General features: G+C 58.1%; 21 protein-coding genes, 6 tRNA genes and 5 pseudogenes. 19 read left to right on the top strand and 13 right to left on the bottom strand.

The features are described 5' to 3' along the window. Genes IC37_RS07395 through yacG form a run of 4 tightly spaced genes read left to right on the top strand, consistent with a single transcriptional unit; the run spans position 1 to position 2,909 of the window. Positions 1–1,218: a type II secretion system F family protein gene (locus IC37_RS07395; RefSeq protein ID WP_030130373.1), complete on the top strand. Its 1,218-nt coding sequence runs from the start codon at positions 1–3 to the stop codon at positions 1,216–1,218. A 1-nt stretch (position 1,219) separates the two neighbouring features. Beyond that, positions 1,220–2,092: an A24 family peptidase gene (locus IC37_RS07390; RefSeq protein ID WP_030130374.1), complete on the top strand. Its 873-nt coding sequence runs from the start codon at positions 1,220–1,222 to the stop codon at positions 2,090–2,092. Then, positions 2,089–2,712: a dephospho-CoA kinase gene (gene coaE, locus IC37_RS07385; RefSeq protein WP_030130375.1), complete on the top strand. Its 624-nt coding sequence runs from the start codon at positions 2,089–2,091 to the stop codon at positions 2,710–2,712. The genes IC37_RS07390 and coaE overlap by 4 nt, the downstream gene beginning before the upstream one ends. Next, the gene (gene yacG, locus IC37_RS07380; protein WP_030130376.1) at positions 2,709–2,909 is read left to right on the top strand and encodes a DNA gyrase inhibitor YacG; all 201 of its coding nucleotides are present in this window, start codon (positions 2,709–2,711) and stop codon (positions 2,907–2,909) included. Before coaE ends, yacG begins: the two co-directional genes overlap by 4 nt. Before the next feature lie 9 nt (positions 2,910–2,918). On the opposite strand, the gene IC37_RS07375 is transcribed toward yacG, so the two are convergent. Beyond that, positions 2,919–3,134 carry a hypothetical protein gene (locus IC37_RS07375; RefSeq protein ID WP_007938959.1) on the bottom strand — a complete coding sequence of 72 codons (216 nt, stop codon included), beginning with the start codon at positions 3,132–3,134 and terminating at the stop codon, positions 2,919–2,921. 63 nt (positions 3,135–3,197) lie between these two features. Beyond that, complete coding sequence (locus IC37_RS07370; RefSeq protein WP_030130377.1) at positions 3,198–3,887, bottom strand: energy-coupling factor ABC transporter permease; 690 nt, start codon at positions 3,885–3,887, stop codon at positions 3,198–3,200. Between the two features lie 1,115 nt (positions 3,888–5,002). On the opposite strand from IC37_RS07370, the gene IC37_RS07360 reads away from it, so the two are divergent. The 4 genes and pseudogenes from IC37_RS07360 to IC37_RS30395 all read left to right on the top strand — a co-directional run. Beyond that, positions 5,003–6,457, top strand: coding sequence for a TrkH family potassium uptake protein (locus IC37_RS07360; RefSeq protein WP_030130378.1), 1,455 nt, complete (start codon positions 5,003–5,005; stop codon positions 6,455–6,457). A gap of 104 nt (positions 6,458–6,561) precedes the next feature. Next, a complete protein-coding gene (locus IC37_RS07355) occupies positions 6,562–7,557 on the top strand; it encodes a TRAP transporter substrate-binding protein (protein WP_030130379.1) in 996 nt (331 codons plus the stop codon). Between the two features lie 71 nt (positions 7,558–7,628). Next, positions 7,629–8,261, top strand: coding sequence for a TRAP transporter small permease (locus IC37_RS07350; RefSeq protein WP_030130380.1), 633 nt, complete (start codon positions 7,629–7,631; stop codon positions 8,259–8,261). Beyond that, positions 8,258–8,494 (top strand): annotated as a pseudogene (locus IC37_RS30395) (TRAP transporter large permease subunit); the annotation flags it as partial. The gene IC37_RS07350 and the pseudogene IC37_RS30395, both read left to right, overlap by 4 nt. On the opposite strand, the pseudogene IC37_RS30390 reads toward IC37_RS30395, so the two are convergent. Next, a pseudogene (locus IC37_RS30390) lies at positions 8,492–8,611 on the bottom strand (TRAP transporter large permease subunit); the annotation flags it as partial. The pseudogenes IC37_RS30395 and IC37_RS30390 overlap by 3 nt on opposite strands. Here IC37_RS30390 and IC37_RS30385 point away from each other — a divergent pair. Then, positions 8,610–9,104 (top strand): annotated as a pseudogene (locus IC37_RS30385) (TRAP transporter large permease subunit); the annotation flags it as partial. The pseudogenes IC37_RS30390 and IC37_RS30385 overlap by 2 nt on opposite strands. Positions 9,105–9,196: 92 nt before the next feature. After that, a pseudogene (locus IC37_RS07340) lies at positions 9,197–9,367 on the top strand (DUF2790 domain-containing protein); the annotation flags it as partial. A gap of 9 nt (positions 9,368–9,376) precedes the next feature. Here the strand turns inward: IC37_RS07340 and IC37_RS07335 are convergent. The 3 genes from IC37_RS07335 to IC37_RS07325 form a co-directional block, all read right to left on the bottom strand. Then, on the bottom strand, positions 9,377–10,645 hold the full coding sequence (locus IC37_RS07335) for an OprD family porin (protein ID WP_030130382.1): 1,269 nt from the start codon (positions 10,643–10,645) through the stop codon (positions 9,377–9,379). A 112-nt stretch (positions 10,646–10,757) separates the two neighbouring features. Beyond that, a complete protein-coding gene (locus IC37_RS07330; RefSeq protein ID WP_030130383.1) occupies positions 10,758–11,963 on the bottom strand; it encodes a benzoate/H(+) symporter BenE family transporter in 1,206 nt (401 codons plus the stop codon). A gap of 3 nt (positions 11,964–11,966) precedes the next feature. Beyond that, entirely contained in the window at positions 11,967–13,310 is a 1,344-nt protein-coding gene (locus tag IC37_RS07325; protein ID WP_030130384.1) for an aromatic acid/H+ symport family MFS transporter, read from the bottom strand. Positions 13,311–13,589: 279 nt separating this feature from the next. On the opposite strand from IC37_RS07325, the gene ppk2 reads away from it, so the two are divergent. The 9 genes and pseudogenes from ppk2 (at position 13,590) to IC37_RS07285 (ending at position 21,056) form a co-directional block, all read left to right on the top strand. Next, complete coding sequence (gene ppk2, locus IC37_RS07320; RefSeq protein ID WP_030130385.1) at positions 13,590–14,414, top strand: polyphosphate kinase 2; 825 nt, start codon at positions 13,590–13,592, stop codon at positions 14,412–14,414. 49 nt (positions 14,415–14,463) lie between these two features. Further along, positions 14,464–16,245 carry a SulP family inorganic anion transporter gene (locus IC37_RS07315; RefSeq protein ID WP_030130386.1) on the top strand — a complete coding sequence of 594 codons (1,782 nt, stop codon included), beginning with the start codon at positions 14,464–14,466 and terminating at the stop codon, positions 16,243–16,245. Positions 16,246–16,346: 101 nt separating this feature from the next. Then, positions 16,347–17,447, top strand: coding sequence for an AI-2E family transporter (locus IC37_RS07310; protein WP_030130387.1), 1,101 nt, complete (start codon positions 16,347–16,349; stop codon positions 17,445–17,447). A gap of 22 nt (positions 17,448–17,469) precedes the next feature. Then, complete coding sequence (locus IC37_RS07305) at positions 17,470–17,916, top strand: potassium channel family protein (protein ID WP_030130388.1); 447 nt, start codon at positions 17,470–17,472, stop codon at positions 17,914–17,916. 88 nt (positions 17,917–18,004) lie between these two features. Continuing rightward, on the top strand, positions 18,005–18,631 hold the full coding sequence (locus tag IC37_RS07300; protein ID WP_030130389.1) for a DUF1780 domain-containing protein: 627 nt from the start codon (positions 18,005–18,007) through the stop codon (positions 18,629–18,631). A gap of 9 nt (positions 18,632–18,640) precedes the next feature. Then, positions 18,641–18,750, top strand: a pseudogene (locus IC37_RS29020) (MOSC domain-containing protein); the annotation flags it as partial. A gap of 55 nt (positions 18,751–18,805) precedes the next feature. After that, positions 18,806–18,979, top strand: a complete 174-nt coding sequence (locus tag IC37_RS07295; RefSeq protein ID WP_033864904.1) for a DUF3094 domain-containing protein — start codon at positions 18,806–18,808, stop codon at positions 18,977–18,979. A gap of 60 nt (positions 18,980–19,039) precedes the next feature. Continuing rightward, the gene (locus IC37_RS07290) at positions 19,040–20,338 is read left to right on the top strand and encodes an NAD(P)/FAD-dependent oxidoreductase (protein ID WP_030130390.1); all 1,299 of its coding nucleotides are present in this window, start codon (positions 19,040–19,042) and stop codon (positions 20,336–20,338) included. A gap of 316 nt (positions 20,339–20,654) precedes the next feature. Then, the gene (locus tag IC37_RS07285) at positions 20,655–21,056 is read left to right on the top strand and encodes a hypothetical protein (protein ID WP_030130391.1); all 402 of its coding nucleotides are present in this window, start codon (positions 20,655–20,657) and stop codon (positions 21,054–21,056) included. A gap of 108 nt (positions 21,057–21,164) precedes the next feature. Here IC37_RS07285 and IC37_RS07280 read toward each other — a convergent pair. The 7 genes from IC37_RS07280 to clpB form a co-directional block, all read right to left on the bottom strand. Continuing rightward, positions 21,165–21,241 (bottom strand) — tRNA-Pro (locus IC37_RS07280). Between the two features lie 95 nt (positions 21,242–21,336). Beyond that, positions 21,337–21,412, bottom strand: a tRNA-Lys gene (locus IC37_RS07275). Between the two features lie 5 nt (positions 21,413–21,417). Beyond that, positions 21,418–21,494 (bottom strand) — tRNA-Pro (locus IC37_RS07270). Between the two features lie 95 nt (positions 21,495–21,589). After that, positions 21,590–21,665: transfer RNA gene (locus IC37_RS07265), tRNA-Lys, on the bottom strand. Between the two features lie 5 nt (positions 21,666–21,670). Further along, positions 21,671–21,747 (bottom strand) — tRNA-Pro (locus IC37_RS07260). Between the two features lie 9 nt (positions 21,748–21,756). Then, positions 21,757–21,832 (bottom strand) — tRNA-Asn (locus tag IC37_RS07255). 301 nt (positions 21,833–22,133) lie between these two features. Next, a complete protein-coding gene (clpB, locus tag IC37_RS07250; protein WP_030129440.1) occupies positions 22,134–24,698 on the bottom strand; it encodes an ATP-dependent chaperone ClpB in 2,565 nt (854 codons plus the stop codon). Positions 24,699–24,718: the final 20 nt, after the last annotated feature.

Raw genomic sequence — 24,718 nt, 5'->3', positions numbered from 1 at the left:
ATGGCGGTCAAAGCAGCGAAAATCAATGTATATGCCTGGGAAGGCACAGACAAAAAAGGCGCAAGAATGACCGGCGAGTTGACCGGCCAAAATCCCGCGCTGATCAAGGCGCAGTTACGCAAGCAAGGCATCAACCCGGGCAAGGTGCGGAAAAAAACCGCGTCCATTTTCCGTGCAGGCAAACGCATCAAGGCTCTGGACATTGCCCTGTTTACCCGGCAGATGGCGACCATGATGAAAGCCGGCGTACCGCTGCTGCAATCGTTCGACATTATCGGCGAGGGCTTCGATAACCCGAACATGCGCAAGCTGGTGGATGAGGTGAAACAGGAAGTCGCGGCCGGCAACAGCTTCGCCGCAGCCCTGCGCAAAAAGCCCCAGTATTTCGATGAGCTGTACTGCAACCTGGTGGATGCCGGCGAGCAGGCCGGCGCCCTGGATACCCTGTTGGAACGGGTAGCGACCTACAAGGAAAAGAGCGAAAGCCTCAAGGCCAAGATCAAGAAAGCCATGACCTACCCGCTGGCGGTGGTGTGCGTCGCGATCATTGTGACCGGGATTTTGCTGGTCAAGGTTGTGCCGCAGTTCGAGTCGGTGTTCTCGGGGTTTGGCGCCGAACTGCCGGCGTTCACCGTGATGGTCATCGGCTTGTCGGAGTTCCTGCAGGCCTGGTGGTGGATGGTGCTCGGCATGCTGGGTGCGCTGGTCTTCGGCGTCCGCCATGCCTTTAAGAAGTCCCCGGGTTTTCGGGACCGAATGGACACCTGGCTGCTGAAACTGCCTTTGGTTGGCGCGCTCATGTACAAGTCCGCCGTGGCCCGTTACGCCCGCACCTTGTCGACGACGTTCGCCGCCGGGGTGCCACTGGTCGAAGCCCTGGATTCAGTCGCGGGCGCGACCGGCAATATCGTGTTCAAGCGAGCGGTATTACGCATCAAGCAGGACGTTTCAACTGGCATGCAGCTGAACTTTTCCATGCGCACCTCCGGTATCTTTCCGACCATGGCCATCCAGATGACGGCCATTGGCGAAGAGTCCGGCGCGCTGGACGACATGCTCGACAAGGTCGCGAGCTTCTATGAGGACGAAGTGGATAACATGGTCGATAACCTGACCAGTCTGATGGAACCGTTCATCATGGTGGTGCTGGGGGTTATCGTCGGCGGCCTGGTGGTTGCGATGTACCTGCCCATTTTCCAACTCGGCTCAGCGATCTGATATGTCCTTGAACGAATTTCTGAGTCTTAATCCGCTGACCTTCGTGATCACTGCATGGGTGATCGGCTTGCTGATCGGCAGTTTTCTCAACGTGGTGGTCTGGCGCCTGCCGAAAATGCTTGAGCGTGAATGGCGCCTGCAGGCCCATGACGTCCTGGATTTGCCACCCGAAGCCCCCGGCCCGGCTTACAACCTGATACTGCCTCACTCCGAGTGCCCCCACTGTGGCCATCGGATTCGAGCGTGGGAAAACATTCCCGTGCTCAGTTATCTGTTTTTACGTGGGCGATGCTCGAGCTGCGCGACGCCGATCAGCAAACGTTACCCGCTGACCGAACTGGCCTGTGGCGTGCTGTCGGCGTTCGTCGCCTGGCATTTCGGTTTCGGCTGGCAGGCCTGCATGGTGCTGGTCCTGAGCTGGGGTCTGTTGGCGATGAGCCTGATCGACGCCGAACACCAACTGTTGCCGGACGTGCTGGTACTGCCGTTGATATGGCTGGGGTTGATCGTCAACAGTTTCGGGCTCTTCGTCTCGCTGCATGACGCGTTCTGGGGTGCGGTGGCCGGCTACATGGCGCTGTGGACGGTGTTCTGGCTGTTCAAGCTGATCACCGGCAAGGACGGCATCGGCTACGGGGACTTCAAGCTGTTGGCGATGCTCGGCGCCTGGGGCGGCTGGCAGATCCTGCCGCTGACCATCCTGCTGTCATCGCTGCTGGGCGCCATTATCGGGGTGATTTTGCTGCGCCTGCGGGACGCGAAAACCTCGACACCGCTGCCCTTTGGCCCCTATCTGGCCATTGCCGGCTGGATTGCCTTGCTCTGGGGTGGTCAAATAACCGGCTTCTATTGGCTGTTTGTCGGTTTGAAATGAATACCCCTGTGGAAAAACCCTGGATTCTCGGCCTGACCGGCGGCATCGGCAGCGGCAAAAGCGCGGCAGCCCAGCACTTCATCGATCTGGGCGTGCACGTGGTGGACGCCGATCATGCGGCTCGCTGGGTGGTCGAACCCGGTCGCCCGGCACTGGCGAAGATCGCCGAGCACTTTGGCCACGGCGTACTGCAAGCCGACGGCCAACTGGATCGTGCGGCGCTGCGCAAGCTGATCTTCGAAGTGCCGGATGAACGCCGCTGGCTCGAAGCGCTGCTGCATCCGCTGATCGCCCAAGAAATCACCCACCATCTGGCCAAGGCACAATCGTCTTACGCGATTCTGGTTTCGCCGCTGCTGATCGAGTCCGGGCAGTACGCCATGACCCAACGGGTTTTGGTGATCGATGCCCCGGAACAGTTACAGATCGAACGCACGCTGCAGCGTGACCAGACCAGCGAACAGCAGGTCCAGGCGATCCTCAAGGCCCAGTCCAGCCGACAGGACCGCGTGAGCCATGCCGACGATGTGGTGGTCAACGACCGCGACCTCGCCTGGCTGCACAGCGAGGTCGAACGCCTGCATCACTTTTACCTTACTTTGCGTGGAGGCCAGTCATGAGCCAAACCCCAACCGTCGATTGCCCAACCTGTGGCGCCCCTGTCGAATGGAGTCCCGAGAACAAGTTCCGGCCATTCTGTTCAGACCGTTGCAAACTGATCGACCTGGGCGCCTGGGCGTCGGAAGAACACAAGATTCCGGTGAGCCCGGATGCCGAAGACGAACTGTTCAGCGAAGACTTCGACCCGCGTCACTGATCCCGACCCTCAGGGCCGCATAAAGCCGTAATCCTGGCCTTCGTCGAGGTTCTCGGCGAGAAACCGCAACTCATCGGCCAGGTCTTCGATATTGCGTACCGCCTTGCTCTGCTGCACCACCGCACTGAGCAAGGCGCGCAGGCTCAATCCCGGATCGAAGCCCACCTCTTGCGCCACATCCAGACTCTGACGCAACTCCTGCCTGGCCCATTCGTAGACACTCATTTCAATGCTCCTGAAGGTTTTCCAGAGCATGGATTCGGCAACGTTTTTTGGATTTGATGTGGATCAAGATTTGGGATCGTCGTCCTTCCAGGGCGCCGAAAGGTAGCGCGTGCGATTGAACGTCTCCAGCCATTCGGGGCAGAACACCACCAATGCACTGACCACCATGCCGTTGATAAACGCTTCCGGAAAAATCAGCAGCCATAGATAGCCGACAAAATCTTCCAGCCAATACGGCATGGCGAAACGTTCGTCGTACCACAGCAATGTGAGCGCCAGAATCAAACACAACAGGGCCGACAACGCAGCGGCAAAAAAACCGGAACAGAAGATGTACACAAAGGGATTACGCGGCTGCGCGCGCTCGACCAGGATTGCGCAGCACTCGGTGATCAGCACCGGCAACAGAATCAGCAGCGCGCCGTTAACCCCCATGGCCGCCATGTCCTGCCGTCCGAGCAGCACCAATCCCGTTTGCGCGACCAACCCGCCGACAATCGCCAATGGCCAATCCAGCAGCAACGTCACCGCCGTCATGCCAATGAAGTGATAGGACACGCCGGTGTCGAAGTCCCGTCGCACCAGCCAGAGCATGAACAGCGCGAACACCGTGCCGAACAACAGATGCTGACGGCGGCTATCGCTGAACAATTCAACCCAGGGCGCGCGACAGACAGCCCAGATCACTACCGGCACGTAAATCAGCCAGCCAACTGCAAGGCTTTGCGGTGACAGCAGTTCGGCGCCGATCATGGGCGTGCTTTCTTCGGCGCCGGGGCCCATATAGGCGTAAGACTGAGCAGCAACACTGTTCTGTATTTCACGCGTCTCTCCCGTCGTGATAGCTCTCAGTCTATACCGGCGTTTCTGACTGGCCGTGTACACATCTTCGCGATTTTGAGGGTGTACATATCCGTTTCTGTGGTCACGGCTTCTATTGGTTTCGCTTTTACAGCGAGTCACTTTCGAAAAGCCTGCGCGGCCCGGCGGAAAGTAACCAAAGCGCTTCTGCCCCTTTCGTTCGGTGCCTCGCTTAGGCTCGGCATGCCCTCGCTCCGGTCCTGCTCCGTGGGCCCGCCGCCATCGGCCATCCATGGCCGGGGGCGGCTAACCCGGCATCCATGCCGGGTTGCCCACTGCGCAGAACCTCCACTCAGCCTCTCGAGGGGACGGTGCATCAAGATCAAAAGCTGCAGGCGAGCTAACGCTCGGCCTGTTGAGTGGTGAAAAGCAGAGCGGATGTGCACTGATTTTTTGTGGGGGCTGGCTTGTCGGGTCGCGGCATCGCTGCGATAGCGACCTGTCAGTCGACCAATTTTTCCCGGGATGTACCCAGTCCAACTGTGGGAGCGGGCTTGCTCGCGAAGCTGTTGGTCTTGCCGTTGCTGTTGCTGTTGCTTTGGCTTTTGATCTTGATCTGTTGCCCCTTTCCCAGAGGCCGAACGCAGGTATTGCGCAGGGGGCACCGCGGCAAGGATGCCGCGGTAGCCGCCCCCGGCCATGGATGGCCGATGGCGGCGGGCCCCCGGAGCAATGCCTTCGTTATGGCATGCCGAGCCTAGGCGAGGCACCGAATGGAGGGGCAAAGCCTTTTGGTTCCTTTTCGGCGTTTGGAAAAGGGACTCGCTGTAAGAACGAAACCGCCAGCCGCCCCTACCGCAGAAACGGATATGTACACCATCAAAAAATCCCGGTCGGCTATCAGGCCGCCTTCGCGGGCAAGCCTCGCTCCTACCAGGGCCGATATAGCTATGCTTCTACCCGCGCGCACAGAGAATCCGAGGAAAAGAAAAAAGTTACGCAAACTTTACGAGACAAAACGACAAGCCGATCGATACTGCGCGGCGCTAACAAGACAGGCGTTATTTATGTCCATTGCGGTACTGCGGCTTATCGGTTTCATCTTGGGTATTTTTCTGATCACGCTGGCAGTGAGCATGGCGATACCGCTGCTCACACTGGTGATCTATGAGCGCAACGATGAGATGTCAGCCTTTCTGTGGTCAATCCTGATCACGGTGGTGTCCGGGCTGCTGTTGATTAACAAGGGACGTCCTGAGGACGCTCAGCTGCGTCCCCGCGATATGTACATGCTGACGACCGCCAGTTGGGTAGTCGTCTGCATGTTCGCCGCATTGCCCATGGTCTTTATCCAGCACATCAGCTACACCGACGCGTTTTTTGAAACGATGTCCGGCATCACCACCACCGGATCGACCATCCTGACCGGTCTGGACACCGCCTCTCCCGGGTTGCTGATCTGGCGTTCAATGCTGCATTGGCTGGGCGGAATCGGCTTCATCGGCATGGCCGTGGCCATCTTGCCGCTATTGCGGGTCGGGGGCATGCGGCTGTTTCAGACCGAATCATCCGACTGGTCAGAGAAGGTCACACCACGCTCCCACGTCGCCGCCAAATATATTCTGGGGCTGTATATCGGACTTACCGCTCTTTCCACGCTGGCCTTGTGGATGGCAGGCATGACGCCGTTCGAAGCCGTCAACCATGCAATGTCGTTGATTTCCACGGGAGGTTTTTCCACTTCCGATGCTTCTCTGGCGCACTGGACGCAACCGGCCATTCATTGGGTGGCGGTGGTGGTCATGATTCTGGGCAGCCTGCCTTTTACGCTGTATGTGAGCCTGTTGCGCGGGAATAGACGCGCCCTGCTCAACGATCACCAGGTACGCGGGTTCATTGGCTTTTTGCTCATTACCTCGCTGCTGGTCGGCACCTGGTTGTGCTTGCACAGCCAGTACGGCTGGTGGGAGGCGTTTCGGATCGTGGCGGTCAACGTGACTTCGGTGGTCACGACGACCGGCGTGGCGCTGGGGGATTACACGTTATGGGGCAGTTTCTCCGTGTTGCTGTTCTTTTATCTGACCTTTGTCGGCGGCTGCTCCGGCTCCACCGCTGGCGGCCTTAAAATCTTCCGCTTTCAAGTGGCTGGCGCCCTGCTCATGGGCAGCCTGAAACAATTGATCCACCCTCGAGCTGTCATCCGGAAAAAATACAACAATCACCCCATCGATGAGGATATCGCCCGCTCACTCCTGACGTTTTCATTCTTTTTCACCATCACGATCGGGGCGATCGCCATGGGCCTGGCGCTCATCGGCCTGGACTGGACCACCGCATTGAGTGGCGCGGCCACTGCCGTCTGTAACGTGGGACCTGGCGTTGGTTCGATCATTGGCCCGGCAGGAAACTTCTCGACACTGCCCGATGCCGCCAAATGGCTGCTGACCTTTGGCATGCTGCTGGGAAGACTGGAAATCCTCACCGTTCTGGTGCTGTTCATACCGGTTTTCTGGAAATACTAGTCGCAACGACCAATGGTGATTTATTGCCTAGACTCCTCTTGTCCACCGTGCAAACGCGTTTCAGACATGAACGGCACGAGAACTAAAACAAGAGGAACCTCTAAATGCTCACATCATTGTGCAGCGCGGTCGTCTGTGCACTCGCGCTGGGCGCGTCGAGCCTGGCGCTGGCGGCTGATCCAGTCGTTATCAAGTTTTCCCACGTGGTCGCCGAACAAACGCCTAAAGGCCAAGGCGCTCTGCTGTTCAAGAAACTTGTCGAAGAACGTCTGCCCGGCAAGGTCAAGGTAGAGGTTTATCCAAACTCTTCGCTGTTTGGTGATGGCAAGGAAATGGAGGCGCTTCTATCGGGCGATGTACAGATGATTGCGCCGTCGCTGGCCAAGTTCGAGCAATACACACCTAAGCTGCAACTGTTCGATCTGCCCTTCCTGTTCAACGATATCTCGTCAGTTGACCGCTTCCAGCGAAGCCCTGAAGGTCAGGGACTTCTCAAGTCCATGGAAAGCAAAAACATCACCGGTCTGGCCTATTGGCATAACGGCATGAAGCAGTTGTCGGCCAACAAAGCGCTGCGTGAACCGGGCGATGCCCGCGGTTTGAAATTCCGCGTGCAGGCTTCGGCCGTGCTCGAAGAGCAATTCAAGGCGGTACGCGCCAACCCTCGCAAGATGAGCTTCGCCGAGGTGTATCAGGGCTTGCAGACCGGCGTCGTCAATGGCGCGGAAAACCCTTACTCGAACATCTACAGCCAGAAAATGCACGAAGTGCAGAAGTTCATCACTGAGTCCGACCATGGCTTGCTCGATTACATGTTGATCACCAACACCAAGTTCTGGACTGGCCTGCCACCGGATATAAAAACCGAACTGGACAAGATCATCGTCGAGGTCACCACTCAGGTGAACAAAGATGCTGAGAAACTGAACCAGGATGCCAAACAGAACATCATCAACGCCAAGACCACTGAAATCATTACCCTGACCCCAGAGCAACGTGGCAAGTGGCGCGAAGCAATGAAACCGGTCTGGAAGAAGTTCGAAGGTGATATCGGTGCCGACCTGATCAAGGCCGCCGAAGCTGCCAACCAGGCTCAGTAATCTGCCGGCGGGCGCTGCCCGAAAGGGTGGCTCCTGTTTCATCGTCGTCACTCGATCGGGAGATGCCACTCATGAATGCCTTACGGCGCATTTGGGATCACTTCGAAGAAGGCTTTATCGTCTTCCTGCTGGCGGCAATGACGCTGGTAACGTTCGTTTACGTCATCCTTAACAACCTCTATAGCGTTTTCTACAGCCTCGCCGAGCAGTGGCAGAGCGCCAGTGAACCCTTGTTCGCCATTGGCGACAGCGTCATGGGGATGGCCCAAGCCATGACGTGGAGCATATCGCTGACCAAAGCCTTGTTCGCCTGGTTGATCTTTTTCGGCTTGTCCTATGGCGTGCGCACGGCTGGGCATATCGGTGTCGATGCCTTGGTGAAACTGGCCAGCAAACCGGTTCAGCGAATCATTGGCATCATTGCCTGCCTCTGCAGTCTGGCCTATGCGGGCCTGCTCAGCGTCGCCAGTTTCGAATGGATTCAAACGCTGTTCATCGCCGGCATCGGGGCCGAGGACCTCGGTCATTACGGCATCATGCAATGGCACATCGGACTGATTGTGCCGGTGGGTTTTGCCTTGGTGTTCATCCGTTTTGCCGAGATTCTGGTGCGCATTGTGCAAAACCGTCAAACGGGCCTGGGCCTGGCCGACGAGGCCGCGGAGGTGCTGAAACTGACCGAGCATGAGGATGATAAGAAATGACCATTCTCTTCCTCTTTGTTGCTCTGTTCGCGTTGATGTTTATCGGCGTACCGATCGCCATTTCCCTTGGCCTGGCCGGTTCGCTGACGATCATCTTTTTCAGCCCTGACTCCGTGCGCTCACTGGCCATCAAGCTGTTCGAGACCTCCGAGCACTACACATTGCTGGCCATCCCGTTCTTTTTGCTCGCCGGTGCCTTCATGACCACAGGCGGTGTGGCGCGGCGCTTGATCGCGAAACGACATGTCCTTGTAGACGAATAGCGCAATGAATGCCGCGTAGACCGCCGCCACTGCTGCCGCCTCGGTCGGGGTGAACATCCCGGTGTAGATGCCGCCCAGGATGAAGATACCGAAGGTACTGCTCGAATCCGCCAAGCTGAGCATCATGCTGATGTTCATCATCGCCAATGCCATGCTCTTCGCTCATGTACTGACCACCGAGCAATTGCCCCAACAAATCACCGCCTGGGTCATCGGCGCGGGTCTGACACCGGTGACATTCCTGCTCGTGGTGAACATCGTGTTATTGGTGGCTGGGGCGTTCATGGAACCCTCGGCAATCATCCTGATCCTGGCGCCGATCATGTTCCCGATTGCCATGAAGTTGGGAATCGACCCGATTCATTTGGGGATCATCATGGTGGTGAACCTGGAGATCGGTCTGATTACGCCACCCGTTGGCCTGAACCTGTTCGTCACCTCAGCGGTGACCGGCATGTCACTGACCGCCACCATACGTGCAGCCATGCCTTGGCTGATTATCCTGCTCCTGTTCCTGATATTGATTACCTATGTACCGTGGATTTCTCTGGTCCTGCCGAACTCGCTGGGGATGAGGTAACCGGGACCTCAGGCCCAATGACCCGCAGCCGCCCACTCGGTTTGAGATGGGCGCCGCGGGCTTCTGTCGTTGCCTCTTCCATTTAGCCCTCCGCCACCTCGTATGACCCGGCTCAGCCGCTGGACATCGCCAAGATAGTTTCCGTGACAAACACCGCAACCGCCTGCGGAGTTGCGCCTGCGACCATGGAGTATGTCGATCATCAAGGGCAGAGCCATCGGGTGACATACGAAGTCATGGGTGACTGCACCACGGATCTGTGACCGCGAGGTTCATAACAGCTTCCAGGTGTAACTGAGGATCAGGCGGTTTTCGTCGATATCACTGCGGTAGTTGGAACGCGCCATAACGTTGCGCACACGGATCCCGAGGCCTTTGAGGCTGCCGCTCTGCAGCACATAGCCGATATCCAGATCGCGCTCGCGGTCCTTGCCTTCAAACCCTTTGCCGGTGTCGACGTTATTACCGGTGATGTAGCGCACGGTGCTGGTCAGCCCCGGCATGCCGAGGGCTGCGAAGTCGTAGTCGTAACGCGCCTGCCAGGAGCGCTCGTCGGTGTAGGCGAACTCGTAGGTCGGCACTTCGTTGCCCAGTGGCGAGATGTTGGCAAACACTCGCGGGAAGGCGCTGTCGCCGAACATGCCCTGATAGCCGACATAAAAGGTGTGGCCGCCGCGCTTGGCCGACAGCAAGGAGAAGAACGCCTGGTTGTCGATATTGCCCAGCAACTTTTTGCCGTCTTCACGCGAATCGTAATAGCCAAGGTTGGCGCCCAGGGTCCAGTCGCCCATCGGCTGGCTGTGCTTGAGGCCGAGAAAACGCTGGTTGTAGATATCTTCCAGTTGCCCGAACCAGGCACTGACCGAACTGCGTTTGTCATTGAAGGCGTAATCGGCGCCAGCAAAGTTGAAGCCATCGCTGCTGACCTGACGCTGCGGTACATGACCGAGCATGGCCTGCATCTTTTCATCGCCGGCCTCGTTGCGCAGGCTGGTGGAATTCAAGTGACCGCCCTGCAAGGTCAGGCCATCGATCTCATTGGAGCTGATGCTCGCGCCCTGATAGCTGGGCGGCAGCAGACGGATATCGCTGAAGGCCAGCACCGGCAGGTTGGGTTGCAACTCACCCACTTTCAACTCGGTTTTGGAGTAACGCATTTTCAGTGCACCTTCCAGACGGCTGTACTCATTCGCCGCGCGCCCGTTATCGCGCACCGGCAGCAAACCGGTGTTGACCCGGTCCGGACTGCTGTCGAGTTTGAGTCCGAGCAGGCCGATGACATCCACACCAAAACCGATCGGGCCTTGGGTATATCCGGATTTGACGTTGAGGATGAAGCCTTGTGCCCACTCTTCGGCCTTCGACTGTTGATTGGCCCCGACGATGTCGGAAAAGTCCCGACTGAAGTAATAGTTACGTGCCTGCAAGGTGGCTGTGGTGTCTTCGATGAAGCCGCCCTCGGCGGCCATCACACCACTGGAAAAACCCGAGACGACCGCCAGGGACAACACTGAACCGGTTGCTGGAAGAATCTGTTTCATCGCTGTTCTCTTATTGTTATTGATCGACAGGTTGAAGTGCTCCACCCGTGGCGGATTCGCCGCGGGGGATGGTGAAAACGGATAAGGATCGGGGTGGCGACTACCTACTCGGTCAGCGCGCCACCTCCTGTGCGGGCGTGACCTGAGGCGCGGGACGCCGGGCGCTCAACAGCACGTGCGTGACCATGCCGAAAATAAGCCCCCAAAAAACGGCGGACAAACCAAACAGCGACATGCCCGAGGCGGTGGTGAGAAAGGTCACCAGCGCGGCTTCGCGATCACTCGGCACCGCCATTGCACCGGCCAGCGCTCCGGCAATCGCGGCGAACAGCGCCAGCCCGGCCAATGCCGCGATCAGCTCTTTGGGGAACGCCGAAAACAACGAAACCAGCGTCGCACCGAAGATCCCCAGCACCAGGTAACACAAGCCGCCCACGACCCCGGCCACATAGCGTTTGCCCGGATCTTCATGGGCCTCGCGACCGGTACAAATGGCCGCGGTAATCGCTGCCAGATTCAACCCGTGACAACCGAACGGTGCCAACAACGCAGTGCCCAACGCACTGCTGGCGATGATCGGACCGGCCGGCGTTGAGTAACCACTAGCGCGCAGCACCGCCATGCCGGGCACAAACTGGCCGGTCAGCGCCACCATCACCAACGGCAAGGCGATATTCAGGATCGCGCTCAGGCTGAATTCGGGGGTGATCCACATCGGCGTGGCCCAACCGATCACCAGCGCTTCGCGGTGCAAATCACCGGCGAGAAACGCGATGGAACAGCCCACCAGCAACACCATCAACACTGCGTAACGCGGCATCACCCGCTTGCAGATCAGGTACGTGGCAAACATCGCCAGCACCAGTAATGGCTTGCCTTGCAGCGACACGAATAACCCGGTGCCGAAGCTGAACAGAATCCCCGCCAGCATCGCCGCCGCAATCGCCGCGGGCAGTTTGCCGATGATCCAGTCGAAAGCTCCCGACACGCCGACCAGGAAGATAATCAGGCTGCTGACCAGATAGGCTCCCACCGCTTCCGGCATGGAGATCTCCGGCAACAGCGCCACCAGTAATGCCGAGCCCGGCGCCGACCACGCGATGATCACCGGGACGCGGTAACGCAGGCTCAAACCGATGCCGAGCACGGCGCTGCCGATGGAGATTGCCCAGACCCAGGACGACAACACCTCCCGCGAGAGCTGCGCAGCCTCGGCCGCCTGAAAGATGATCACCAAGGGGCCTGCGTAGGAAATCACCGTGGCGATAAATCCGGCGACGGCAGCAGACAGGGAAAAGTCCTGGAATAGAGCTTTCATGGCTCAAGCGCCGGTCGGTGAAAGCGCTTGGCTGACACCCGAAGCGCTACGCCGGCTGCTGATGGCGAACACGGTCATCGCGACAGCAGCCACCGCGCCAGGCAAGGCAAACGCCATGAAGTTCAGTTGCAGCGGCAGGCTGATCCCCAGCAAGGCACCACCCAGCAGCGGACCGACGATGGCGCCGTTGCGCCCGATGCCCGAGGCCCAGCCCAAACCGGTGGAGCGAATGGTCATGGAGTAGAACTGCGCGGCGCAGGCGTACAGCAGAATCTGCGAACCGATGGTGGTGGCACCGGCCAGGGCGATCAGCAGGTACAACACCGGCATCGGGCTGTTGAAGCCCAACAAACTGATCGATACCGCAGCAACGACGAAGAACACCGACAGCACTCGCGGCAGATTGAGCTTGTCACCCAGTACACCGCCACCGACCGCACCAAAAATGGCGCCGAAGTTGAGCACCAGCAGGAACGACAGACTCGAGCCCAGGCTGTAACCGGCGTTGGCCATCAGTTTCGGCAGCCAGGAACTCAACGCGTAGACCATCAGCAAGCAGCAGAAAAACGCCAGCCACAGCATCAGCGTGCGCAGCGCACGGCCCTCGCGAAACAGTTGCAACACCGGGGTGCCAGTGCCCTTCACTTCGCTCATGTGCAACTCATCGCCAGCATGAGCGACGTAAGCCGGATCAACCCGTTCCAGGATGTTGCGCGCTTCTTCATTGCGCCCCTGACGCAGCATGAAACCCACCGATTCGGGCAGGAAGTACATGATCAACGGCAGCAACAGCAACGGCAGCACCGCCACGTAAAAAACCGACTGCCAGCCAAAACTCGGGATCAGCACGATGCCGAGCCCCGCCGAGAGCATCCCACCCACCGAGTAGCCGCTGAACATGATTGCCACCAGCGTGCTGCGGATTTTTTTCGGCGCGTACTCGTTCATCAGTGCCACGACGTTGGGCATCACCCCGCCAATGCCAAGCCCGGCAATGAACCGGCAGAGGCCAAACTCGGTGGGGTTACGGGCAAAACCATTGAGCACGGTAAAACCGCTGAACAGCATCACGCAGATCGTGATGGCTTTTTTGCGGCCGATCTTGTCCGACAGCGGGCCGAAGAACAGCGCGCCGAACATCATCCCGAACAAGGCATAACTGCCCAGTGCGCCGGCTTGCAGGGGACTGAGCCCCCACTCTTTCATCAGCATCGGCAACACCACGCCGTAGATCACCAAATCATATCCGTCGAAGATGATGATCAGGGCGCACCAGAACAGCACCATCCAGTGAAAGCGGTTGAATCGAGCGTTGTCGATAACCTCATGTACGTTGATCTTGCGCATGGCATCTATCTCTTGTTGTTGTTTTTAGAGCGTCGGTAACGCGGCTAACGTCCCGTAAAGCCGAGGGTAGAGTCGCCGGGCACGGAGCAATAGCCGCTTTGCGCAGATCGCTATCCGTTTTGTGCAAAGCCTCCAGGAGCGTGCAGTAACCCTTGAGGGTTGAACCATGGACTAGACTCACGCGGTTGGTAAGGCGTTAAACGTCAAGAGCAGAGGGCCGTCCACGACTGACGCCAGTTTGCTCGAAGCAATGCAACTGGCATTTGTGAGGCTTTGGTCATGGCAAAGGACAAGAAGAAACCCGCGGTTAAAAGTAACGCCGCTGAACCCTTGAAACTGACGAACAAAGACTATCTTGAGCAGTTACGCCGACTGCATGTCGAAATGGTCAAGTTGCAGGAATGGGTGAAACAGAAGGGCATCAAGATTTGTATCGTCTTCGAGGGGCGCGACGGCGCCGGCAAGGGCGGGACGATCAAGGCGCTCACGGAGAGGGTGAGCCCGCGTGTCTTTCGGGTGGTGGCGCTACCTGCACCGACCGATCGCGAGAAGAGCCAGATGTACATGCAGCGCTACATGTCGCACATGCCAGCGGCTGGCGAGGTGGTGATCTTCGATCGCAGTTGGTACAACCGCGCAGGGGTCGAGCGGGTGATGGGATTTTGTACCGATGAACAGACGACCCGTTTCCTGAGCCTGACCCCTCTCATGGAACGCATGATGGTCGACTCGGGCGTAATGCTGTTCAAGTACTGGCTGGAAGTCAGCGAAGAGGAGCAGACCCGCCGGCTCGAGGCGCGGATCAAGGATGGCCGCAAAACCTGGAAACTGACGCCAATGGATCTCAAGTCATACAGCCGCTGGTATGACTACTCACGCGCACGTGACGACATGTTCAAGGCGACCGATACCGAACATGCTCCGTGGCTGGTGGCCAACTCGAACGACAAGAAGCGGGCCCGCCTCAACATCATCTCTGATTTGCTCAGCCGCATTCCGTACAAGAATGTACCGCGCGAAAAAGTGATTTTGCCCAAGCGGCAGAAATCAGGCGGCTATCGCGAACCGAATTATCCGTTGCGGCGAATTCCGGAAAAATTCTGACCGGCACGTTCAAACGGATCTGCGCTGTACACCAAAAGGCCACAGTCCTATGAGCCATTCGGATGCTTCGCCTCCCGTCCCGGAACCGGGCCGGATTGCCCATAGGGGTACCACCGACGATAAAACCGGTTGGAGTCGCTGGCTGCCGGGACTGCGCACGCTGCGCGAATACCAAATGGCTTGGTTTCGGCACGACCTCGTGGCCGGACTGGTGCTGACCACAATGCTGGTCCCGGTCGGCATCGCCTACGCAGTGGCATCAGGCGTACCCGGCATCTATGGCCTTTACGCGACCATCGTTCCGCTGCTCGCTTATGCGCTGTTCGGACCCAGCCGGATTCTGGTGCTGGGGCCGGATTCCTCGCTGGCTGCCGTCATCCTCGCCGTCGTCCTGCCACTGTCCGGCGGCGATCCGCATCGTGCAATCGCCCTTGCGGGCATGATGGCGATCGTGTCGGGGGCGGTGTGCATCCTGGCCGGCATAGCGCGCCTGGGTTTTGTCACGGAGCTGCTTTCCAAACCGATCCGCTACGGGTACATGAACGGGATCGCGCTGACGGTATTGATCAGCCAGCTGCCCAAGTTTTTCGGTTTTTCGATTGAATCCGACGGCCCGCTGAGAAACCTGTGGGCGATCGCTACAGCGGTCATGGAGGGGAAAACCAACTGGACCGCTTTCATGGTCGGCGCAGCTACTTTGGCGGTGATCCTGTTGCTCAAGGGCAACAAGCGCGTGCCGGGCATTCTGATCGCCGTGGCGGGAGCGACCGTCGCCGTGGGTGTGCTGGACCTTGCCGCGCGCGCTGGCGTGTCGGTCCTCGGCTCTCTTCCACAAGGCTTGCCTGCGTTCGCCATCCCCTGGATCACTCGCGCCGATATCGTCCCCGTCCTGATCGGCGGTTGCGCCGTTGCCCTGGTTTCGTTCGCCGATACCAGCGTACTCTCGCGTGTCTATGCGGCGCGGACCCGTACCTATGTGGACCCGAACCAGGAAATGGTGGGGCTCGGCGTCGCCAACCTGGCCGCCGGTTTCTTTCAGGGTTTTCCAATCAGCAGCAGTTCGTCACGTACGCCCGTGGCCGAGGCTGCAGGCGCCAAAACCCAGCTGACCGGAGTCATCGGCGCACTTGCTGTTGCCTTGCTGCTGGTGGTGGCACCGGACCTGTTGAAGGATTTACCCACCAGCGCACTGGCTGCGGTAGTGATCGCCTCCGCCATCGGTCTGATTGAGGTCACCGACCTGCGACGAATTTATCGAATCCAGCGTTGGGAGTTCTGGCTGTCAATCGTCTGCACCGTCGGCGTGGCCGTGCTGGGGGCGATTGAAGGCATCGGCCTGGCCATCGTGATCGCCGTCATCGAATTTCTGTGGGATGGCTGGCGTCCTTATTCTGCCGTTCTGGGACGTGCTGAAGGCGTCAAGGGTTATCACGACATCAAGCGCTATCCCGACGCGCGCCTTGTACCCGGCCTGGTACTGTTTCGCTGGGATGCGCCGTTGTTTTTCGCCAACGCCGAGTTGTTCCATGACCGGGTGCTGGACGCCGTGGCTGCATCGCCTACGCCAGTGCGCTGGCTGGTCGTTGCCGCGGAACCCGTCACCAGCGTGGACGTGACCTCTGCCGACATGTTGGCGGAGCTGGACGAAACCTTGCACGCGGCGGGCATCAAGTTGTGCGTGGCCGAGATGAAGGATCCGGTCAAGGACAAGCTGAAGCGATTCGGGCTTTTCGCGCGACTTGGCGAAACGGCGTTCTTTCCAACAATAGGCACTGCAGTCGACAGCTATCTGATGATTCATCCGGTGGATTGGGAGGACGAGGATCGCTGAGCGGCAGCGGAGCCACCCGCGGCCAGCACGCAGATTGCCGGCCCGTCTATGCTGGACATTACCGAACGCATGCCTTTGCCACTCTCTACAGGAGGTAATCAATGGTCCCCACGCCCATGCTCGAAAAGATTTTTTCCCGGGATCTGCTCGATGTACTGATTCGTGCCGGAGTGATTGCCGTTCTGGTGATGTTCTGCTTTCAGATATTCAGCCCGTTCCTCGACCTGATGCTGTGGTCGGTGATCCTGGCAATCACCCTCTACCCCTTGCAAGTCAGGTTCAAAGGCAAGCTGGGGAACAAAGACGGGATCACCGCGACGCTGATCGTATTGATCGTCATCAGTATTCTTATGGTGCCTGTTTATTTGTTGGGAGCCTCGCTTGCGGAATCCGTGGAGAGGGTCATGACCATGGTCAAAACCGACAGTTTCCATATTCCGCCACCGTCCGCCACGGTAGCCAGTTGGCCACTGGTGGGAGAACCTCTTTATAACTTATGGGCGCAAGCTGCCACTGACCTGCCCGATCTGGCACAAAAGTTCATACCCCAGATCAAAGGCGTCAGCCTCTCCCTGCTGAGCAAGCTTGCGGGTGTCAGCATGGGGCTCCTTTTATTCATCGTCGCCCTGATTGTTGCCGGTATTTTTTTAGCGTATGGAGAAAGCGGCCACCGCAGCGCGGTGCAAATCGTTACGCGCTTCAGCGGTCCGATCAACGGGCCGAAAATCGCCGACCTGTGCACCGCCACCATCCGGGCAGTGGCGTTGGGGGTGGTCGGCATCGCCTTCATTCAGATGCTGTTGGTGGGCATCGGCTTTGTGCTCATGGGCGTCCCCGGCGCAGGACTTCTCGCCTTGGCGGTGCTGCTTCTTGGCATCATGCAGCTACCCGCCAGCCTGATTACCCTGCCGGTCATCGCCTTTGTTTTCGCGAGCGAAGGTGCCAGTACGGCGACCATTGTATTTGCCATCTATGTCTTCGTTGCGGGCCTGGTCGATAACGTCCTCAAACCGTTGCTGCTAGGTCGTGGTGTCGATGTACCGATGCCTGTGGTGCTGATCGGTGCCTTGGGCGGCATGGTCACGGGCGGGATCCTCGGCCTGTTTATCGGCCCTGTGATACTCGCGGTCGGCTATCAGCTGTTCTGGGAATGGGTGGATCAAGCGCAAGAGCCCGGGCCAGACAACCAGGGACAGACCTGACACAGCGGCAGAGGATATTCCCATGCTGTTGAATCTAATGGCCGGCCTTCCCGTGATGTTGTTCTGCCTTCTAATGCAAGCCGTTTTCGTGACTATATGCCTGCGTCAATACGTGCATTTCAGGCATGCCCAACCCGCTGAATCGCAATGGCTGAATATCCTGTTGTTGTCGATGGTGATGCTGCTGATGATGCTCGGTAATTTCGTGCAGATCGCCATCTGGGCCACGCTGTTCATGCTGCTCAATGAATTCGACCAATTCGCCACCGCGCTGTATCACTCGGCGGTCAACTTCGCCACGCTGGGCTATGGCGACATCATCATGTCCTCACGCTGGCGTTTGCTTGGCCCATTGGAGGCAGCTAACGGCATTCTGATGTTTGGTGTCTCTACCTCGGTGATGACCGCTGCGGTGATGGATGTCATAAAGCACAACATGGAAAAGCTACAGCAGCGTAAACGTTCATAGGCATGCCAAAAAAACGGGTAAGACTCTGTCTGAGGAAATCGTGACAGACTTATTATTCAGATCACATTTGAACGCTAAGCTTGGGCCTATGGATGATTCAGATTATTTACGCCTGCTGACCATCGCGGCCGAGCAAGCCAACACATTCCTCTCCAATGCCCGCAAATGGGAGCGTGAGCGTTGGGTTTGCCAGCGCCTGCTGCAGGGCCTGAACATTCCTTATCGGGTCGACGAATTTGCCCCTGCCGGGGAGCCGCCGGACGTGCTGTTTCGCGACGCGAATTTCGAGGTGTTCTTCGTGCTAGACGAGGGCCGGCGCCTCAATGACGAATGGCGTGATGAGTTGCAACGCCGGCGCAGCGCATTTTCCCTGAGCCAGCTGGTGCGCCGCGAGGCCAAGCCCCGGCGCATCCCGGCCAATGATTTTTTGCTGAGACTGGCGCCGACCTTGCGCAAAAAAGCCCACAACTACAAAGAGCGCGGCATGGACCTGGGGGAGCTGGACATCATCGCCTTCGCCAGCCTCAAGCGCGAAGTGCTGGACCTCAACAGCCATTTTCCGCCACCCACCGAATACCTGCGTCAGGGCTGGCGCTCGTTGTCGCTGGTCGGCCCAACCTTTGCCCGAGTGTTATTCGCCCATCCGGATGCCCCGGATTTTCTGCGCGGCAATCTGGGTCGCAGTATTGTCTTCGACGTAGGGATCAGCCTGTGAGTCGGTTGCGGACATGGCGCAATCACTGTCCGAGTGTTACAAAGTGGAATCATTCGCCTGGACGATAGGGTGAGCTCGAGCCTGTTCCGGAGAGCGGCTATGCTGCGTCCAATCTGGGTAAAACCACTGTAGCTTCTACACATTCAGCAACGTCTACCCCTGACGAGGCCCAATATGACCAGCCGCCTGAACCCGGACGACCAGAAGCATGTCGAAGAGTACCTGCGCCTTTCCCAGCACCAAGTCGAGCGCCGGCCTTTCCGGCCGTGGATGCTCCTGGTGATGGTGTTGGCAGTGACCATTGGTTTGGGCCTGTTGAGCCGCCTTATCAGTTACCTGACGCTATGAGCTGCCTTGCGCTCGCTCGGTTGACTGCACCGATTTCTTTTAGCCTTGCGAGATATCCCCATGACTCATCGTATTGTCATCGTTGGCGGCGGCGCCGGCGGTCTGGAGTTGGCTACCCGTCTGGGTAAAACTCTGGGCAAGCGCGGCACGGCCAGTGTGATGCTGGTCGACGCGAACCTGACCCACATCTGGAAACCGCTGCTGCACGAAGTGGCGGCAGGTTCCCTGAACTCTTCCGAAGACGAACTCAACTATGTTGCCCAGGCAAAATGGAACCACTTCGAGTTCCAGCTTGGGCGCATGAGCGGGCTCGATCGCGCACAGAAGAAAATCCAGCTGGCCGCCACTTATGACGAAGCCGGTCTGGAACTGGTACCGGCGCGCGAAGTGCCTTACGACTCGCTGGTGATTGCCGTCGGCAGCACCACCAACGATTTCGGCACTCAAGGCGCGGCGCAGCACTGTTTGTTCCTCGATACCCGCAAACAGGCCGAGCGCTTCCATCAGCAATTGCTCAACCACTACCTGCGCGCCCACGCCGGGCAAACCGACACGGTGCAGCAGATCAGCGTGGCCATCGTCGGTGCTGGCGCCACCGGCGTCGAACTGGCGGCGGAACTGCACAACGCCGCCCATGAACTCGCGGCCTACGGCCTGGACCGGATCAAACCGGAAAACATGCACATTACCCTGATCGAAGCCGGACCACGGGTACTGCCAGCCCTGCCGGACCGAATCGGCGGGCCTGTGCATAAAACCCTGGAAAAACTCGGGGTCAACGTGATGACCAATGCCGCGGTCAGCGAAGTGACGGCAGACAGCTTGATTACCGCCGACGGCAAAGTGATCAACGCCAGCCTCAAAGTCTGGGCCGCCGGAATTCGTGCGCCGGGCTTCCTCAAGGACATCGATGGCCTGGAAACCAACCGCATCAATCAGCTGCAAGTGTTGCCGACCCTGCAAACCACCCGCGACGAGAACATCTTCGCCTTCGGTGACTGCGCGGCCTGCCCGCAACCGGGCACTGATCGCAATGTGCCGCCGCGCGCCCAGGCTGCGCACCAGCAAGCTTCATTGCTGGCCAAATCGCTGAAACTGCGGATCGAAGGCAAAGCCCTGCCGGAGTACAAGTACACCGACTACGGCTCATTGATCTCGCTGTCGCGTTTTTCGGCTGTGGGTAACTTGATGGGCAACCTCACCGGTAGCGTGATGCTTGAAGGCTGGCTGGCGCGGATGTTTTACGTTTCACTGTATCGCATGCACCAGATGGCGCTGTATGGCGCGTTTCGTACGGCGATGTTGATGCTGGGTAGCAAGATTGGTCGCGGGACTGAGCCGCGGCTGAAGTTGCATTAACACACATCCATTGTGGGAGCGGGCTTGCTCGCGAAGGGGCCAGTACATTCAACATAGATGTTGTCTGTGATACCGCTTTCGCGAGCAAGCCCGCTCCCACATTTTTTATTCATCGCCCTGAAGATCTGTGTCTCACTGTATCTCCCCACTGATTCCATCCCTTCGCTTACAAAGCCCCCCTCGCACGACACAGTAGCGATACACCACGCCCGCTAAATGGCCACACCCGAGCAAGGCACTGCCTGCTTCGGTCATCGCCGCACTCACGTGGCGTCCTTTATCGAGCGGTTGCGTCGTGCAACCCAGGAGATTTGTAATGTCCCGTACCACTACTCTCAGCAAAAATACCGTTGGCCTGCTCGGCGCTGTCCTGGCCGGAGGCATGATGTTGTCCGGTTCTGTCTTCGCTTCGCAGCCGCTTACTCAAGGCTACCTGCTAGCCTCGGCGGAACAGGTCGTGAAGACGCCTGAAGGCAAATGTGGCGAAGGCAAGTGCGGCGATGCCTCGATGGCCAAAACCGACACCGATGACGACGGCAAGGTATCCCGTGCGGAATTCCTGAAAGTGGCACCCAAAGCTGACTTCGACAAGATCGACACCAACCATGACGGCCAAATCGACGAACAAGAGGCTTTTGATAACGTGAAAACCAACTACGAAGCCAATGGCAAAAAAATGCCGAAGGGCTTGTTCGAGCACCTGAAAGACAATAGCTAAACCTCTGAAAGCCCAAGCCCTGCCTCTCCATCGAGAAACAGGGCTTTTTTTTGCATTTGCAGCACGCAAAAAAAATCCCCGTATCTTTCGATACGAGGATTTTTAATATGGTCGGGGTAAGGGGATTCGAACTCCTGACATCCTGCTCCCAAAGCAGGCGCGCTACCGGACTGCGCTATACCCCGGTAAAAAAAAGGCACCTTTGAAAGGCGCCTTCTTCGATCAGCGCTTTTGGCCTCTGATCTTAAGATTCGATTCCAGCGCTAACTGGTTTCAAAAATGGTGGGTCGTGTGGGATTCGAACCTACGACCAATTGGTTAAAAGCCAACTGCTCTACCAACTGAGCTAACGACCCAAAAATGGTCGGGGTAAGGGGATTCGAACTCCTGACATCCTGCTCCCAACGCAGGCGCGCTACCGGACTGCGCTATACCCCGGTAAAAAAAAGGCACCTGTGAAAGGCGCCTTCTTCGATCAGCGCTTTTGGCCTCTGATCTTAAGATTCGATTCCAGCGCTAACTGGTTTCAAAAATGGTGGGTCGTGTGGGATTCGAACCTACGACCAATTGGTTAAAAGCCAACTGCTCTACCAACTGAGCTAACGACCCAAAAATGGTCGGGGTAAGGGGATTCGAACTCCTGACATCCTGCTCCCAAAGCAGGCGCGCTACCGGACTGCGCTATACCCCGGCTTGAAATTGGCTCCGTGACCAGGACTCGAACCTGGGACCCAATGATTAACAGTCATTTGCTCTACCGACTGAGCTATCACGGAACTACATATTTCAATTTACAACAGTGAAGCTTTACTGCGTTCTCTTCTACCCGTTCGCATCGCTGCGTTCGTGTGTCTGAGGCGCGCTATTCTACAATCTTAAGCACCTCTGTCAACCCCCTAAATTGCTTTCAAGTTAATGATTTGCAACTTATTTCAGATTCCTGCTTGGGGAGCAGAAACCCCTTGGGGTGACTTACTGCGGGGCGCACTTTACAAGCCTTTTCCTTTGAGTTCAACAGCCTGGCGAAAAAAAGGCTTCGCGATGCGAAGCCTCCTTTTATTGCATTGCCGTCGAGTCTCAGACAAAAACGATTTCGTCGTTTTCCACGGTGCCCTTGGCCGTCTCGCCCGGCATGAATCTACCCGACAGAATCAGCTGTGCCAGCGGGTTCTCGATCCAGCGCTGGATCGCCCGTTTGAGCGGCCGTGCGCCATACACCGGGTCGTAACCTACGGCAATCAGCTTATCCATCGCTTCCGGGCTGAGCTCAAGCTTCAGCTCGCGCTCGGTCAGGCGACTACGCAGGCGTCCCAACTGGATTTCGGTAATGCCGGCGATCTGATCCCGAGCCAATGGCTCGAATATCACCACTTCGTCGACCCGGTTGATGAACTCCGGCCGGAAGTGCGTGGAAATCGCATCCATCACCGCCGCGCGCTGCGCTTCGCGATCACCCACCAGTTCCTGGATCTGCACCGAGCCGAGGTTGGAGGTCATGACGATTACAGTATTTTTGAAATCCACCGTGCGGCCATGGCTGTCGGTCAGGCGTCCATCCTCCAGCACCTGCAGCAAGATGTTGAACACGTCCGGGTGGGCCTTCTCGACCTCGTCCAGGAGAATCACCGAATAAGGCTTGCGACGCACCGCCTCGGTCAGGTAACCGCCCTCTTCATAGCCCACGTAGCCCGGTGGCGCGCCGATCAGTCGAGCCACGGAATGTTTCTCCATGAACTCGGACATGTCGATCCGCACCATCGCCTCTTCGGTATCGAACAGGAACTCGGCAAGCGCCTTGCACAGCTCGGTTTTACCGACACCGGTCGGGCCGAGGAACATGAACGAGCCGCTCGGGCGATTCGGGTCGGACAACCCGGCACGGGAACGCCGTACCGCGTTGGAGACGGCGATCACCGCCTCGTCCTGACCAATCACACGTTGGTGCAACAGGCTTTCCATCTTCATCAGTTTGTCGCGCTCGCCTTCGAGCATTTTCGCCACGGGAATGCCGGTCCACTTCGACACGACTTCAGCGATTTCTTCTTCAGTCACCTTACTGCGCAGTAACTGGTTTTCGCTTTTGCCGTGCTGGTCGACCATTTGCAGGCTGCGCTCCAGGTCCGGGATCACCCCGTATTGCAGCTCGGCCATGCGGTTCAAGTCACCTTTACGGCGTGCGGCTTCCAGTTCCTGCCGGGACTGTTCGATTTTCTGCTGGATCTGCGCTGAACCCTGGACTTCGGCTTTTTCCGAGTTCCAGATTTCTTCGAGGTCCGAGTATTCACGCTCGTGACGAACGATTTCTTCCTGGAGTTTTTCCAGACGTTTCTTCGCTGCGTCGTCGCTTTCTTTCTTCAGCGCCTGGGATTCCACTTTCAGCTGAATCAGGCGACGCTCCAGACGGTCCAGCACTTCGGGCTTGGAGTCGATTTCCATGCGGATGCGGCTGGCGGCTTCGTCGATCAGGTCGATGGCCTTGTCCGGCAGCTGACGGTCAGTGATGTAGCGGTGACTGAGCTTGGCCGCGGCGATAATCGCGCCATCGGTGATCGCCACCTTGTGGTGAACTTCGTAACGCTCTTTCAAGCCACGCAGGATGGCGATGGTGTCTTCTTCGCTCGGCTCGTCCACCAGGACTTTCTGGAAGCGCCGCTCGAGGGCCGCATCCTTCTCTATATATTGGCGATACTCGTTAAGCGTGGTCGCACCGACGCAGTGCAGCTCACCGCGAGCCAGTGCCGGTTTGAGCATGTTGCCGGCATCCATCGAGCCTTCACCCTTGCCGGCGCCGACCATGGTGTGCAATTCGTCGATGAACAGAATGATCTGCCCTTCCTGCTTCGACAGTTCGTTGAGCAGGGACTTGAGGCGCTCTTCGAACTCGCCACGGTATTTGGCCCCGGCAATCAGTGCCCCCATGTCCAGCGACAGCAGGCGCTTGCCTCTCAGGCCATCCGGCACTTCGCCGTTGATGATGCGCTGGGCCAATCCTTCGGCGATGGCGGTTTTACCCACGCCAGGCTCACCGATCAGCACCGGGTTGTTCTTGGTGCGGCGTTGCAGGACCTGAATGGTCCGGCGAATTTCGTCGTCGCGACCGATTACTGGGTCAAGCTTGCCTTCTTCGGCGCGCTTGGTCAGGTCTATGGTGTACTTGTCGAGCGCCTGACGCGATTCTTCGTGGTTGGCGTCATTGACTGCCTCACCGCCGCGCAGGTTGTTGATCGCGTTTTCCAGGGCTTTCTTGCTCACGCCCTGGCCCAGCAACAATTTGCCTAACTTGCTGTTCTCGTCCATCGCGGCGAGCAGCACCAGTTCGCTGGAGATGAATTGGTCGCCCTTCTGCTGGGCCAGGCGATCAGCCTGGTTGAGCAGGCGCGCCAGATCCTGCGACATGTTCACATCGCCGGTCGGATTCTGGATTTTCGGCAACTGATCGAGCGCCTTGGTCAGCTCTTTACGCAGGCTGTTGACGTCAAAACCCACCTGCATCAGCAGAGGTTTGATCGAACCACCCTGCTGTTCAAGCATGGCCTGCATCAAATGCGCCGGCTCAATGGCCGGATGGTCGAGGCCGACGGCCAGGGATTGGGCGTCGGACAAGGCTAACTGCAACTTGCTGGTTAAACGGTCTATACGCATGGGTCACCTTCCTTTTGAGC

This window comes from Pseudomonas sp. QTF5, from assembly GCF_000512695.2.
Lineage (GTDB): Bacteria > Pseudomonadota > Gammaproteobacteria > Pseudomonadales > Pseudomonadaceae > Aquipseudomonas.
Note: the sequence above shows the minus strand (reverse complement) of the source record. Positions and strands in the feature narration are given on the sequence as shown.

Coding starts and splice junctions, on each gene's coding strand:
- IC37_RS07395 (WP_030130373.1), top strand. CDS start 1: ATGGCGGTCAAAGCAGCGAAAATCAATGTATATGCCTGGGAAGGCACA.
- IC37_RS07390 (WP_030130374.1), top strand. CDS start 1,220: ATGTCCTTGAACGAATTTCTGAGTCTTAATCCGCTGACCTTCGTGATC.
- coaE (WP_030130375.1), top strand. CDS start 2,089: ATGAATACCCCTGTGGAAAAACCCTGGATTCTCGGCCTGACCGGCGGC.
- yacG (WP_030130376.1), top strand. CDS start 2,709: ATGAGCCAAACCCCAACCGTCGATTGCCCAACCTGTGGCGCCCCTGTC.
- IC37_RS07375 (WP_007938959.1), bottom strand. CDS start 3,134: ATGAGTGTCTACGAATGGGCCAGGCAGGAGTTGCGTCAGAGTCTGGAT.
- IC37_RS07370 (WP_030130377.1), bottom strand. CDS start 3,887: ATGATCGGCGCCGAACTGCTGTCACCGCAAAGCCTTGCAGTTGGCTGG.
- IC37_RS07360 (WP_030130378.1), top strand. CDS start 5,003: ATGTCCATTGCGGTACTGCGGCTTATCGGTTTCATCTTGGGTATTTTT.
- IC37_RS07355 (WP_030130379.1), top strand. CDS start 6,562: ATGCTCACATCATTGTGCAGCGCGGTCGTCTGTGCACTCGCGCTGGGC.
- IC37_RS07350 (WP_030130380.1), top strand. CDS start 7,629: ATGAATGCCTTACGGCGCATTTGGGATCACTTCGAAGAAGGCTTTATC.
- IC37_RS07335 (WP_030130382.1), bottom strand. CDS start 10,645: ATGAAACAGATTCTTCCAGCAACCGGTTCAGTGTTGTCCCTGGCGGTC.
- IC37_RS07330 (WP_030130383.1), bottom strand. CDS start 11,963: ATGAAAGCTCTATTCCAGGACTTTTCCCTGTCTGCTGCCGTCGCCGGA.
- IC37_RS07325 (WP_030130384.1), bottom strand. CDS start 13,310: ATGCGCAAGATCAACGTACATGAGGTTATCGACAACGCTCGATTCAAC.
- ppk2 (WP_030130385.1), top strand. CDS start 13,590: ATGGCAAAGGACAAGAAGAAACCCGCGGTTAAAAGTAACGCCGCTGAA.
- IC37_RS07315 (WP_030130386.1), top strand. CDS start 14,464: ATGAGCCATTCGGATGCTTCGCCTCCCGTCCCGGAACCGGGCCGGATT.
- IC37_RS07310 (WP_030130387.1), top strand. CDS start 16,347: ATGGTCCCCACGCCCATGCTCGAAAAGATTTTTTCCCGGGATCTGCTC.
- IC37_RS07305 (WP_030130388.1), top strand. CDS start 17,470: ATGCTGTTGAATCTAATGGCCGGCCTTCCCGTGATGTTGTTCTGCCTT.
- IC37_RS07300 (WP_030130389.1), top strand. CDS start 18,005: ATGGATGATTCAGATTATTTACGCCTGCTGACCATCGCGGCCGAGCAA.
- IC37_RS07295 (WP_033864904.1), top strand. CDS start 18,806: ATGACCAGCCGCCTGAACCCGGACGACCAGAAGCATGTCGAAGAGTAC.
- IC37_RS07290 (WP_030130390.1), top strand. CDS start 19,040: ATGACTCATCGTATTGTCATCGTTGGCGGCGGCGCCGGCGGTCTGGAG.
- IC37_RS07285 (WP_030130391.1), top strand. CDS start 20,655: ATGTCCCGTACCACTACTCTCAGCAAAAATACCGTTGGCCTGCTCGGC.
- clpB (WP_030129440.1), bottom strand. CDS start 24,698: ATGCGTATAGACCGTTTAACCAGCAAGTTGCAGTTAGCCTTGTCCGAC.